Consider the following 13653-nt stretch of genomic DNA (forward strand, 5'->3'; position numbering starts at 1 on the left):
GCTTGTAATGTTAAGGCTTGTTATTGATCGGGATAGGCAACTGGTTCGCCGGAATCTCGCGCACCAGTTCCAGCAGATCCCACTCGTTCTTCTGCTTGTCCTTGGCCTTGATGCGGAAGTGGTACATCGGCTGCATGGCCTGATGGTCTTCCTTGCGGAAGGTCATGGTGCCTTTGGGCGTCTCGAAGTTCATGCCTTCCATAGCAGTAATCAGCTTCTCGGTATCGCTGCTGCCCTTGGTCGCACGCAGCGCCTGCACCACGGCGCTGGCGGCTGCTGCACCACCGGCCACGAAGAAGTCCGGCGGCGTGCCGGCGAAGCGTTTCTTGTGCTCGGCCACCAGCCAGCGGTTCATGGCATTGGTGGGGAAGTCATAGTAGTAGTACAGCGAGCCTTCCGAACCGGCATAGGCGCTCCAGCCCTTCATCACCGGCAGCAGATTGCCGCCCGGGACCAGCGTAATGTTGTAGCGACCCGGCTGCAGATTGGCCAGCTTGTTGACCGGGCTGCTGCCCGCCCATGCCACCACGAGGAAGCGCGGCTCCGGCGCTTTTTTGAGCGCATCGATCAGACGCTGACCCGGTGCAGTGAAATCCGTGCTGGCCGGCGGTGCATATTCCTCATGCACCACCTTGGCCTTGCTGCCCATCTTGCTCAAGCAGTCGCGTGCAGCGGCAATACCGTCCTTGCCGAACACATTGTCCTGCGCCAGAAACGCCAGACTGGCCGGCGCCATGGTGGCAGCAGCACCCGCACAGGCGTCATGGAAGGAATTGCGCGAAGTCTTGAAGATGTAGCGGTTGTAGAATTTGCCCGTGATGTCGGAAGCCACAGCCGCTTCCACCACCAGCACCTTCTTCATTTCTGCTGCCACCGGCAACATGGCCAGCGCCGCGCCGGAAGTGGTAGTACCCACGGCGATATCAGCGCCATCATCCACATAGGCTTCCGTCAGCAGGGCTTTGGCCATATCCGGCTTGCCCTGATCGTCCTTGTTGATGACGACGATCTTGCGGCCCTCTACCGTCATGGTGCCCTGTGTCAGATATTCCAGTCCCAGCATGAAACCGGCCTCGGTCTGGCGCGCATAGGCTTCGAAGGCGGGATGGCTTTTGCTGGTGATCAGCGCAACCTTGAGTGGCGCGGCCTGTGCCAGCGCGGTGCAGGCCAGCAGGCTGATGGCAGCCCAGACGGTATTACGCAGCTTGTGCGGCATGGGTAACTCCTATTTGATTGGGAAAGTGAATCAGCATCAGCGACTGGCCTACCAAAGCTGGGCGCTGCTGCCCTTCTATTTCGACACTGCAGTCTAATCCTACCAGCACCCGCTCACCGGGCTTGGCCACGGCCGAACGCAGCACGATGGAACTGCGCACACGCGCACCGCACAGCACCGGCGCCAGGAAGCGTAGATTCTCGACACCGTAATTGAGTACTTCGTCGGCGCCCAGCACATCGAGCAGTGCATGCAGACAGCTAGGCGCCAGCATGGACATGGTGAGGAAGCCATGCGCGATCGTGCTGCCGAGCGGGCTTTCGCGCCGCGCCCGTTCAGGGTTGGTATGCAGCCAGTAATGGTCGCCCGTCGCTGCAGCAAAGCCGTCGATGCGCGATTGCTCTATGCAGACCCAGTCCGACAACCATAGACGCTCACCCACACGCGCCTGCACACGGGCCACATGGTCAGTTGAAATCATCTCCATCTCGTATAGCTCCGCTTACGGCACGATGGCAAGGAAGGCGCTCAGTGCAGCCTGCGCTTCCACTTCGTTCAGCATAGGCGCATGTCCAACACCGGGCACTTCCACCACTTTCATGTGCGGCGCATCGGCGCGCATGGCTGCGATCTGCGGTGCTTCGATCAGATCCGAGATGCCACCGTACAGCAGCATGGTCGGCACCTTGCGCGCCAGCCGGCGGAAGGCCCAGCGTGCCATCAGCGAGCTGGTTTTAATCTTGCCCTGTTTAATGGCAATCGCGATGGCCGGATCATATTGCGGGCGGAAGCTGCCATCGGCGTTCTGGCCGAAAGTACGGTGCGCCCAGTGCAACCAGTCGGCATCGGTGTAGTGCGGGAAGGCCACGGCATTGATGCCTTTGCAGGCCGCCGCTGCCGCCTGCCAGGTATCGACCGGCACGCCCGTGCCCACGTAGCCGGCAATGCGCGACAGGCCGCGCTGCGACAACTGCGGGCCCACATCGTTCAGCACTGCAGCGGCGATCAGGTGGCGGTAGCGCATCGCCATCGTCATGGTGATGATGCCGCCCATCGAGGTGCCGATGAACACGGCGCGGGCGATGCCCAGTTCTTCCAGCAACTGCGCCACATCGCGCGCATACACGAGCGGATTGTAGTTATCGCTGTTGCTGTCGTATTCGGATTTTCCACGGCCACGGATATCCACCGATATCACGCGCCGCCCCTGCGCCGCCAGCCATGGTGCCACCATTTCGAAGTCGGCGCTGTTGCGCGTCAGACCGTGGATGCAGACGATGGGGCAGCGTGCCGGACCGGCAGCAGGCGCGTAATCGCGCGCCATCAGGCGCAGACCATCGTGGCTACGCCAGCTCCGCTCGACGTAGGGAAGTTCGGAAGTAATCATAGGACTCCGTGCAGAAAAACAAAAACGGCGCACGACGCTCGCGCGCCGTGCGCCGCCCCTTGCTTAGAACTTCACCGACAGCGAAGCTTTGACGGTACGTGGATCACCGTAGAAGGTAGTCACGGTATTGAAGAAGCCACCGAAGGCATAGCCAGCCACCTTGTAGCGCTTATCGAGCAGGTTGCGGCCGTTCAGCGCCAGTTGCAGTTTGCGGTCGCTGCTGGTCCAAACCAGACCGGCATCCCACAGGCCGAAGCCTTCCTGTGCCAGCATCAGGTTCTGCGGCACGGTCGCGTCGATCGAAGCGATGCCGGTCATGCGCACCATTTCGCTTTGATACACCTTGCTCTTGTACGACACGGTGTTATTCAGCGACAGCGTACCGGCACGGCCGAAGGCTGCGAACGGCCAGTCGTAGGTAGCGCTCAGGTTAGCCGAAGTCTTGGGCGTATTCTGGAACTCGGCCTGATCGGCCACGTTGGCCAGCGTCTTGCCGTTGGCGACCATCCATTCCTTGTACTTGGCATCGATGGCGCTGAACATGGCGCTCACGGTGAACTGGTCGGTCACGCGGGCAATCGCTTCCAGTTCCAGACCGGTGATCTTGGCCTTACCGGCATTGGTCAGCGTACCGGCGAAGCCGTTCACGCTACCATCTGCGGCGAAGGTAGGAATCGAGCCGGGAATCTGCACGTTCTTGTAATCGCTATAGAACACCGCCACGTTGGTCTGCAGACGGCCACCATTCAGGTTGGACTTCAGGCCCAGTTCGTAGGAGTTGACTTCTTCCGGTGCCACGCCCTGACGCTTCTGCAGCGAAGCAGCCGTGTTCGGGCCACCCGATGCTGTCAGATCCATACGCGGATCGAACATGCCGCCCTTGAAGCCCACCGAGTAGGATGCATACATATTGTTCTGACGGTCGATCTTCCAGCCCAGACCCAGTTTAGGGGTGAACTTGGTATCGGTGCGGTTCAGATCATTCTTGCCCAGATCCGTATTGGCTGCGCCGCCTACTGCAGCAGGGTTGCCCAGCGTAGGCGAACCTTTCAGGCCCAGATAGGTGCGCTTGTAGATAGCGGCCTGACGTTCATCGCTGGTGTAGCGACCACCGATGTTGATGTTGAAATCATCGCTGACGTTGTAGCTGGCATCGGCAAACGCCGCCCAGGTTTTACTATCGATATCATCACGGGTGTACAGCGACAGGCCACCGGCAGCGTTGTACAGCACATCGAATTCATTGAAGGCATTGGTCTTCATGTAGAACACGCCCGCCACACCCTGCCAGCGCGAGCCGGTGTAGGTGAGCTGGAATTCCTGGCTGGCCTGACGGTCGGTATAGATGGCTGGCGCTTCGAACAGCGGCGTATTCAGCGAATCGAAGTCGATCGGTGCATACGATTTGCTGCTGCGGTAAGCCGTGATCGATTTGAACGACAGGGTAGGATCGATCGCGTAGTCCACCAGCAGGCTGCCGCCTTCGGTAGTTACCTGCTGGTCGTGGCCCAGCACCGTGTACAGATTGGCGCGGGTATCGTAAGGGCCGGACAGCGGGGTTTCATTGGCTGGCGCCGGGCCGTTGGTCAGACGGTAGCCCTGCTTAGGCAGCGAATCATCCACCGTGCGGTCGGCCGACAGACGCACGAACAGCGAAGCCGACGGCGTCAGCTCGGCGCTGACGCGGCCAGCCACCACTTTCTTGTTGTAGTTGTCGAGACCATTCAGCACGTTCTTGCCGTAGCCGTCGCGATTGAAGGTGGCCACGGTGCCACCCACGCGCAGCATGTCGGACAATTCGCCGCTGGCTTTCACCACCAGATCGCGCTGGTTGTAGCTGCCGATGGTGCCTTTCATATCCAGCGTATTGCCTTTGGCCAGACGGCGCGTGACATACTTCACGGCGCCGCCTATGGTGTTACGGCCGTACAGCGTACCTTGCGGGCCACGCAGCACTTCGATGCGATCCAGATCGTAGATATCGGTCAACGCACCTTGCGGGCGGGCCAGATACACGTCGTCGAGGTAGATGCCCACGCCCTGCTCGTAGCCGGCCACCGGATCCTGCTGGCCGATACCGCGGATGAAGGCGGTCAGCGTGGTATTGGTGGCGCGCGAAGTTTTCAGCGTGGTGTTCGGCAGCGCATCAGCGAGACCGATGAGATCGGGGATGCCGGATTTTTCCAGTGCCGTGCCGGAGATGGCCGTGACCGAACCCGGCACATCCTGTATCAGCTCGGCGCGACGGCGGGCCGTAACGATTACCTTGTCCGGTTCGTTCGCAGCAGCTGCAGCGACAGGATCCGCTGCCACGTCTGCAGCGGCGGCTGCGGCAGCATCAGCGGAAGCAGCAGCGGCAGCAAAGGCCTGACCGGCAGCCAGACCGGAAATAGCCGAAGCGGCCACCATCATTGCAACGGAACGACGCAGCACCAGCGTGCCTTGTTTCGAAAAACGCATAGCATCTCCTCCAGTTATTTTTTAGTATTTATATGCACCATGTCGGGCATTGCGCTGAAGTGTGCCCGTTATGACAACATAGATAAAGATGAAGCCATGCACGGCATGTGTGCAGAAATGCACAGCTCCCTCCGACGTTGCCGTGGCGTATTAGCGCAATTTATTAGATTGCCCGCTCACGGCCTTCCCAGTAGGGCGCGCGCAGTTCGCGTTTCAGGATTTTTCCTGCGGCGTTACGGGGAAAACTGCTGACCAGCGCAACAGCGCTGACTCGTTGATACCGTGCGGCAACGCGCACATTAATCCAGTCGCGTAATTGCTCGGGGGTGCAGACCTTGCCGAAGGTCTGTTTCATTTGCACCACAGCGAATGGCGTCTCGCCCCACTTCTCATCGGGCACGCCGAACACCACCACTTCGGCCACATCAGGGTGGGTCGCAATCACTTCTTCTATGTCGCGCGGATAGACCTTCACGCCGCCGCTATCGATCATGTCCTTCTTGCGGTCGACCAGATACAGATAGCCTTCCTCATCGATGCGGCCGATATCGCCCGAGTACAGCCAGCCATCGCGTATGGTCTGCGCCGTCAGTTCAGGCTGGCCGTAGTAGCCGGACATCAGCAGCGGCCCGCGCCCTGCTATCTCGCCGATCTCGCCCACCTCCGCTTCGCTGCCATCTTCGCGCACGATGCGCAGTTCGAAGAACGGCGGCGGCACGCCCACCGAACCCAGTTTGCGCGCCGTGTCGCGCCTATCAAGCACGGTGATAAAACCTTCCGTCAATCCGTAAAGCTCATGCAGCCGCCCCGGCAGCAATGACTCGAGCGCCTGCTTGCGTGCCAGCGGCAACGGTGCACCGAGCGACAGCACCACCTGCAATGAAAGCAGTTGAACGGGATCGAGATCGGGCAGATCAAGTATCGCAGCGATCTGCGAAGGCACCAGCATGGTGTGGGTGACTTTTTCGCGTGCCACCGTCGCCACGAAAGCACGCGCATCGAAAGCACCATGCAGCACATAGCGCGCGCCCTGCGCAAAGGCCGGCATCATCATCACGTAGGCGCCATTGAAGACGATCGCGCCCGTGTGCAGCACTACCGATTCCGGCGTCAAACGGAAGATGCTGGCCATCAGCGCCGCATAATGGGCGCGCACGCGATGTGTGAGCAGTATGCCTTTCGGCTGCCCCGTGGTGCCGCTGGTGTACATGATGTTGCACGGATGTTCGGGCGTGAAGTGCGGGCGCTGCTGCATGGCTGCGCAGCCCGCAACAAAGCCTGCATAACTGTGCGCGGCCGGCACTGCTGCAACGCACACCAGCCGCACCGGCACGCTCAGCGCAGCGATCGCTGCGCTCACGTCGGCCTGCGTCGCTTCGCTGGCAAACACGATCTTGGGTGCCGCATCCTGCAGCAGTGATTGCAGACCGCTGCATTGCAACAGCGGCGACAGCGGCACCGCCACCGCACCGAGATCGGCACAGGCCCAGTAGATGGTCAGCAGTTCCAGGCAGTTGCCCAGCACCGTGGCCACGCGGTCGCCCGGCTGCACACCGGCTTGCGCCATGGCCTGCGCCAGCTCGCCGCAGCGCGCCGCGAACTCGCGCCAGCTCAGGCGCTGCTCGCCAAATACCACCGCCACTGCTTCGGGCTGATAGCGCGCATGGTGCGCAAGCAGGCCGGCAATACACAAGGCATCCATAACATCCTCAAGGTCGGGAATTCAATGTGTGCGGATTTTAGAGACAAGAAACCACGGCGGAAACGGGAATTCTTGCCAACCCGTTGTGCGTTGTTGCACAATCAATCGCATGAATAAACTGCCCGAGTGGACTGACCTGCGCTACTTTCTGGAGCTGGCCCGTGCCGGCACCCTGACGGGCGCTGCGCGCCGGCTCGCGGTCGACCACACCACTGTGGCGCGCCGCATACAGCGGCTGGAACACGAATTCGGCACGCCGCTGTTCGACCACCGGCGCGAAGGCTATGAACTCACCGAGCAGGGCCGCGCACTGGTACCCCATGCGGAGCTGATGGAAACGGCGGCCATGTCCGCGCTCGAACAACTGGCCGGCAAAATGCAGGGCGCACGCGGCGTGGTACGGCTAGGATCGCCCGAACTACTGGGCTCCGTGCTGGTGGCGCCGCGCGTGCAGGAGCTGGTGACCGTCAATCCCGAACTGCATCTCGATCTGCTGCTGCTGCCGCGTTTCGCCAATCTGGCCAACCGCGAGGCAGACCTCAGCATCACGCTGGACGCACCGGAAACGGGGCGCTACATGGTCACGCGCCTGAGCTGCTTCCGCTACTACCTGTTCGGCTCGCGCAGCTATCTGGCCAAGTTCGCGCCCATCACGCGCAAGGAAGATCTGGCCGAACACCTGTTCATCGACTACGTGCAGACGCAGTTGATGAGCACAGGTTTGAACTATCTGGATGAAATCGGCATCGTGCCTAAGCGGCGCTTCTGCGCCACCGGCATGCTGGCCCAGTGCGAAGCAGCCAATGCCGGCATAGGGCTGGTGATGGCGCCGCCGTATGCAGCGCGCAAATATCCGGATCTGGTGCCGGTGCTGCCCGATATCGTGTATGCCCACCGCACCTTATGGCTGGTCGCACCGTCCGACCTGTATGGCCAGAAGCGCGTACGTACCGTGTGGGACTGGCTGCGTGCCACGGTGGAAAGCCAGAAGGACCAGCTATTCCTGCCGTCGCACTACACCCAGCAGATGATAGAGCCACGCATGGAGCCGGTGGCCATCAACGTCTAGCCAGCACCAGCCGGATAGGCTAGCTAGCCTATCCGGTGCACCATCAGGCCGGCGCGCAAGCCCACCCGCACATCGGGATTCGGGAACACCACCAGCTCTTCCGGATACTGCACCGTGTAGACGGTGTCGCCATCGCGCGCAATCTCTTCGCCCTGACGCATGGCCGTGAAGTTATGCGTCTCGCGCCCAAAGGCCATGCGGAAGTTGTCGCTCAGTTTGATGATCTGGCGTGCCGTGGCAAAGATATGCGGCTGGCGTGCCTGCGTGGCTGGCGCCACACCGCGCAGCAGCGCATCGAGCGCCGCCGAGGCATCGGCGAACTGGCCGATGTCGTTGTTGCCCAGCGTGCCGATACGTCCCAGTTCGATCGTCGTACCTGCCGCCTGATGGTATTCGGCCGAGTAGTAGCTATACGTGCCCACCGACGCCGGATTCATGATGACAGCGCCCACACCGGCATGTCCGAGCCAGTGCAGCAGTTGCTGGCGCGGCTGATCGGCGATCAGTTCCGGCACGATGGCAAATGCCGGATACACGGAAGGCCGGATGGCCGTGTGCAGATCGAGGTGCCAGCGCACCGGGCCAGCGCTGTGGAAGAAATCGCTGGTAGCGGCCACCATCACATCGGCACGCGCCGCTTCGGCGGTTCCGGCCAGCGTACCGCGCTCGGTGCGGAACATGCGGTTCAAGTCCGCATCGATAAAGCGCTTACCGGCGCGAATCGCATCGATATTCCCCACGCACAGCATCAGATCGACTGCCAGCGCAGCCGGTTGATCCGCCACATCGAGCGATAGCTGATCGAGCAGATAGGCCAGCACTTCAATCGGTCCCGTCTCGTCGCCATGCACGCCCACCGACAGCACCACGGCAGGGCGCGGCGCAGAGGCGGAGCCGCCGGATGAAACACTGGCCGCAGTATCTGCAGCGCGCTGGATGGTGAGGATGCCGTCCGCCGGCTGGCCGACGGCATATCCGGCAGCAGTGAAACGCTGCGCGACCACGCTGAAATCCGCCTCAGCGAGAGCGCGCACTGCTGCTGGCAGTGCAGTACTGATCTGACTCATTGCACCTGCCTTAGCCTTAAGCTGCCAGCGGGGTGGCCGTCGCTTCCGACAGCGCCCACACATCCAGCATGGCCTGTTCCAGATCGCTGGCCAGCGCGAAGCCGGACAGGTCCAGCGCATTCACCACCAGCTCGACCGCTTCGGCCGGGCTATGGCTGCTATCGGCATGCTTGAGCACCTGTGCCAGCAAACGCTGCTGGGTACGACGCAGCGCGTTCTGTGCATAGCTGCGCAGCTGTTCCTGCGAACGGTTCAGTGCTGGCAGCTTGAGGCCGCGTTCCAGCGTATCGATGCCCACCTGTGCACGCAGCGCCATGCCCACCTGCACAAAGGCTGGCAAGTCCATGCCTTGCGGACGTTTCACCGCCAGCGCAGCAAACACGAAGGCAGCGATGGCTTCGATGCCATCCACAGCCTGCCATGCCTGCACGAATTCGGCACGCAGACCCGCCGTAGCTTCCGCATCAGCCGAACCATCGGCCGCACCGATCTTGGCCAGCGTTTCCGGCTGGGCGAACAGCTTGCTCAGTTCCGCCACGCCGGCACGCAGCTGGTCGGCTGGCACAGCCAGCACGCCTTCGATCACGGCCTTCTGCAGCACGCGAGTACGGCCATCGACCTTGATCGACACGGCACGTGGAATTTTCAGCGCATCGGCATCGAGCGTATTGAATACTGGTGCCAGATTCAGCGCCGACCATGCCTGACCCCATGCCAGAATCACGTCGGACTCGCTCACGCCATGTTCGGCAGCGACCTGACGCAGCATCAGCGGACCACAGCGGTTGACCGATTCGTTCGCCAGCACGGTCGCCAGAATGGCGTTGGCCAGCGGGTGGGCCAGCGCAGAGCGGGTGGCTACCAGCAGATCAGGGAAGTAAGGCGTGAGCACGGATTCGGCCCAGCCCAGATCCGTCAGCGGCAGCGCCGACAGGATACGCTTGTAGCGGTTCTTCACGTTTGCGATCACCACTGCCAGTTCCGGCGTGGTCAGGCCGCGGCCATCAGCCTTGCGGCGTGCCAGTTCGGCTACCGATGGCAGCTGTTCCAGTTCACGCGACAGCGCGCCCTCTTCTTCCAGACTAGCGATCAGCGCAGCGTAGCCATCCTGTACGCCGGCATCGCCCTGTGCCTGGGCTTCGCGCACCAGCAACTGGGTCTGCAGCGTGTTATCGCGCAGTACCAGACGTTCGATATCAGCCGTCATGTCGTTCAGCACGCGGTTACGGTCAGCTTCGCTGAGCTGGCCCGCATTCATTTCCACGTCCAGCCACATCTTCGCGTTCACTTCGTGGTCGGAGCAATCCACACCGGCCGAGTTATCGATCGCATCGGTGAAGATGCGGCCACCCGTCAGTGCAAACTCGATCCGGCCAGCCTGCGTGGCACCGAGGTTGCCGCCTTCCGTTACCACTTTGCAGCGCAGCTGATTACCATCGACACGGATATTGTCGTTGGCACGGTCTTTCACCTGTGCGTGGGTTTCAGTAGAAGCCTTGATGTAGGTACCGATACCGCCGTTGTAGAACAGATCGACCGGCGCTTTGAGGATGCGGTGCATCAGTTCTTCCGGTGCCAGCGCGCTTTCTTCGATATCCAGCACGGCGCGGATTTCTGGCGACAGTTCGATCGAACGGGCGCTACGTGGATACACGCCGCCGCCAGCCGAGATCAGATCCTTGCTGTAGTCTTCCCACGACGAGCGTGGCAGCGCAAACATGCGGGCACGTTCGTTGAACGATTTTTCCATGTCCGGATTCGGATCGAGGAAGATGTGGCGGTGATCGAAGGCCGCCACGATTTTCAGTTTGCGCGACAGCAGCGCGCCGTTACCGAACACGTCACCCGACATATCGCCCACACCCACCATGGTGACTGGCTCGGCGTGGATATCGTGATCCATTTCGTAGAAGTGACGCTTCACCGCCTCGAATGCGCCCTTGGCGGTGATACCCATTTTCTTGTGGTCGTAACCGTTCGAGCCGCCCGAAGCGAATGCATCACCGAGCCAGAAGCCGCGCTGCACGGCGATGCCGTTGGCGATGTCGGAGAAGGTTGCCGTGCCTTTGTCGGCCGCCACCACCAGATACGGGTCGTTGCCGTCGTAGCACACGGTATCGGCCGGCGGTACGATCTTGCCCAGCACGCGGTTGTCGGTCACTTCCAGCAGGCTGGCGATGAACAGACGGTAGACGGCTTCGCCTTCTGCCGCGATGGTTTCACGCACAGCGTCTTTCGGCATTTGCTTGCAGACGAAACCGCCCTTGGCACCGGCCGGCACGATCACGGCGTTCTTCACCATCTGCGCTTTCACCAGACCCAGCACCTCGGTGCGATAGTCTTCCATACGGTCGGACCAGCGCAGACCGCCACGGGCCACAGGGCCGCCGCGCAGGTGCACGCCTTCGAAGCGACGCGAGAACACGAAGATTTCACGGAACGGACGTGGTTCCGGCACCAGCGCCAGATTGCTGGTATCGAATTTGAAGATGATCTTGTCGCCCTGCTGGCTGTTCTGGAAGTAGTTGGTACGTACGGTGGCGCCCATCAGGTCAGCCATGGCGCCCAGCACTTCTTCGCTGTCGGCGTGGTTGATCGCTGGCAGGCGGCTCTTGATGGCGGCCAGCGTTTCCAGCGCCGCAGCGCGGGTGGCTTCGTCATTGGCAGGATCAAAGCGCTGCAGGAATGCATCCACCAGCTGCTTGACCACCACCGGCTGCTTGCGCAGGGTTTCAGCAATGTAGCGCACCGAGAAACGGCTGCCGGTCTGGCGCCAGTAGCTCATGTAGGCACGCACCAGCTGGATGTGGCGCACGCTCAGGCCACCGAGTACCACCAGACCATTCAGGCGGCCATCTTCGGCTTCGTTGTTCAGCAGTGCAGCCAGCAGTTCTTCCGTCACACCGACGATGCCGTCGTGTGCCAGCGCTTCGGCGCTGGCAGCATCGACCGCCAGACTGGTGACGTAGTGGCGCTGGCCATCCACGCGCAGCGCGTGGGTCTGTTCACGGTCCACCAGCACACCGGCGTTATGCAGTGCCGGCAGTATCGCCGACAGGGCTGGTACGCGCTCTACCGAATACAGGCGGATGGTGGTGCCGCTGGCGGCGATCTGCACGCGCACGTTGACGCGGTTCATATCGCTGCGGCGCAGGATCACGCCCAGATCGAGGAAGGCTGCCTGCGGCGTGGTGGTGGCCACATAATCGACCGGCAGCGTGGCGCACATGCGGCGCAGGCTGGCGCGCAGCGCCACGTCGGCCACAGCGTCGGCCTGCGCCGAGAACTGGTCATGCCAGCCGTCCAGCACGGACAGCAGCGGTTGCTGGATATCGCTTTCCAGATCGAGCGGATAACGGGCAGCGTGCGCGATCAGATACACGCGGGCCAGCGGGCCATCGGCCACCAGCGTCTGCGAGCTGACATGGCTGGCGCCGGAGCTGGCTTGCAGTGCCTTGGCCAGCGCCGAAGCCACACTGGCGCTGTAGCGCTCGCGCGGCAGATACACCAGCACGTTCAGGTGGCGTGCGTACACGTCGCGGCGGGCAAACACTTTGGTACGGGGCTGCTTGTACAGCGACACCACGGCGCCGCACACTTCGGCCAGCCACTCGGTTTCCGCTTCCAGCGCTTCGGTACGCGGCAGCGATTCCAGAATCTCGATAAATTTCTCGGCGCGGAAGCCTTCCTGACGCACACCGGCAATGCTCAGCACCTTGGCGACGCGGCCACGGGCGAACGGCAGACGGTTCAACGGGGTGGCGGTAGCGGCGCGGGTGAACAGGCCGACGAAGCAGTATTCACCCAGAATCGCGCCTTGCGCATCCGTGTGGCGCACACCGATGAAGTCCAGCTGCTGCTCGCGGTGCAGCGTGCCTTCCACGTCGGCCTTGACGATGGACAGCGCGTTGGCGCGTTTCGACAGCGTGTCGAAGTCGCCCGGAATGTTTGCCAGACAGGTGCCGTAGACAGGATGCGAAGTATCCTGCAGCACGCCGATACGGCTAGGGATATCGCGTTCCAGTTCGCGCACACCGGCTTTTACCTGATAGTAGGCATAGCCAAAAGGCTCGAAGCCTTCGGTACGGGCCCAGTCGAGGAAGGCAGCGACTTCCTTGCCTTCTTCACTTTGCGCAGCCGCTTCGGCGCCAATGCGCTCGAAGTGGGCCAGCATGGCGGCCGTATCGCGGCGCACCACGGCAGCATCGCGCGACACCATTTCCAGACGCTCGACCAGCATGCCCAGTTCCGCATCCGGCAGGTCTTCCGTCAGCAGGCACAGTACATACGATTCCAGCTTGTCGCCGCTCTGGCCCACGGCCGTCACCGCGCCATCGGCATTGCGGCCAACTGCCAGCACGCCGTTCAGTACCGCATTCACGCCCACGCGCAGTTTGCGCGCTGCCATCACGATCGAATCGACCAGATACGGCATGTCGTCATTCAGGATCAGCAGCGCAGTGGCCATGCCGCCGCGGCCATCGTCGTAGCGCAGGCGCGCAATCTGCGCAGCGCTGCCGCGACGCTGGGAAGCCTGCGTGAAACCATCCCACAATACCGGCGCCAGACTGGCAGGCGCAGTGCCGGCCAGATCTTCATCGTCCAGTGCACCGAGCCAGGCGCTGATCAGCGCAACAACGTGGCTGCTGCCGGCAGCAGGCTGGCGGGCATTTACCAGTTCCAGGGTCTGTGCACGCAGGTCTTGTGACATTTGTTTCATTGTTGCTTCTCCAATACGTTATGAGTATTTTT

The 13653-nt window shown here is 61.9% G+C and carries 8 protein-coding genes; 1 reads left to right on the forward strand and 7 read right to left on the reverse strand.

Going from position 1 to position 13653, the window contains the following annotated elements:
• Positions 1–10 precede the first annotated feature (10 nt).
• From GM655_RS20790 to GM655_RS20810, 5 genes are all read right to left on the reverse strand, one after another.
• Positions 11–1216, reverse strand: a complete 1206-nt coding sequence (locus tag GM655_RS20790; protein WP_196308817.1) for a substrate-binding domain-containing protein — start codon at positions 1214–1216, stop codon at positions 11–13.
• Positions 1197–1697, reverse strand: coding sequence for a MaoC family dehydratase (locus GM655_RS20795; protein ID WP_155436588.1), 501 nt, complete (start codon positions 1695–1697; stop codon positions 1197–1199). Before GM655_RS20795 ends, GM655_RS20790 begins: the two co-directional genes overlap by 20 nt.
• A gap of 21 nt (positions 1698–1718) precedes the next feature.
• A complete protein-coding gene (locus tag GM655_RS20800; RefSeq protein ID WP_155436589.1) occupies positions 1719–2603 on the reverse strand; it encodes an alpha/beta fold hydrolase in 885 nt (294 codons plus the stop codon).
• Positions 2604–2666: 63 nt separating this feature from the next.
• Positions 2667–5063 carry a TonB-dependent receptor gene (locus GM655_RS20805; RefSeq protein ID WP_155436590.1) on the reverse strand — a complete coding sequence of 799 codons (2397 nt, stop codon included), beginning with the start codon at positions 5061–5063 and terminating at the stop codon, positions 2667–2669.
• Positions 5064–5226: 163 nt separating this feature from the next.
• On the reverse strand, positions 5227–6765 hold the full coding sequence (locus GM655_RS20810; protein ID WP_155436591.1) for a class I adenylate-forming enzyme family protein: 1539 nt from the start codon (positions 6763–6765) through the stop codon (positions 5227–5229).
• A gap of 109 nt (positions 6766–6874) precedes the next feature.
• On the opposite strand from GM655_RS20810, the gene GM655_RS20815 reads away from it, so the two are divergent.
• Complete coding sequence (locus GM655_RS20815; RefSeq protein WP_155436592.1) at positions 6875–7834, forward strand: LysR family transcriptional regulator; 960 nt, start codon at positions 6875–6877, stop codon at positions 7832–7834.
• A gap of 23 nt (positions 7835–7857) precedes the next feature.
• On the opposite strand, the gene GM655_RS20820 is transcribed toward GM655_RS20815, so the two are convergent.
• Both GM655_RS20820 and GM655_RS20825 read right to left on the reverse strand, forming a co-directional pair.
• Positions 7858–8901, reverse strand: a complete 1044-nt coding sequence (locus GM655_RS20820) for a succinylglutamate desuccinylase (RefSeq protein WP_155436593.1) — start codon at positions 8899–8901, stop codon at positions 7858–7860.
• Between the two features lie 16 nt (positions 8902–8917).
• The gene (locus GM655_RS20825) at positions 8918–13621 is read right to left on the reverse strand and encodes an NAD-glutamate dehydrogenase domain-containing protein (RefSeq protein ID WP_155436594.1); all 4704 of its coding nucleotides are present in this window, start codon (positions 13619–13621) and stop codon (positions 8918–8920) included.
• Between the last annotated feature and the right edge of the window lie 32 nt (positions 13622–13653).

The organism is Pseudoduganella danionis (assembly GCF_009720775.1).
Lineage (GTDB): Bacteria > Pseudomonadota > Gammaproteobacteria > Burkholderiales > Burkholderiaceae_D > Rugamonas > Rugamonas danionis.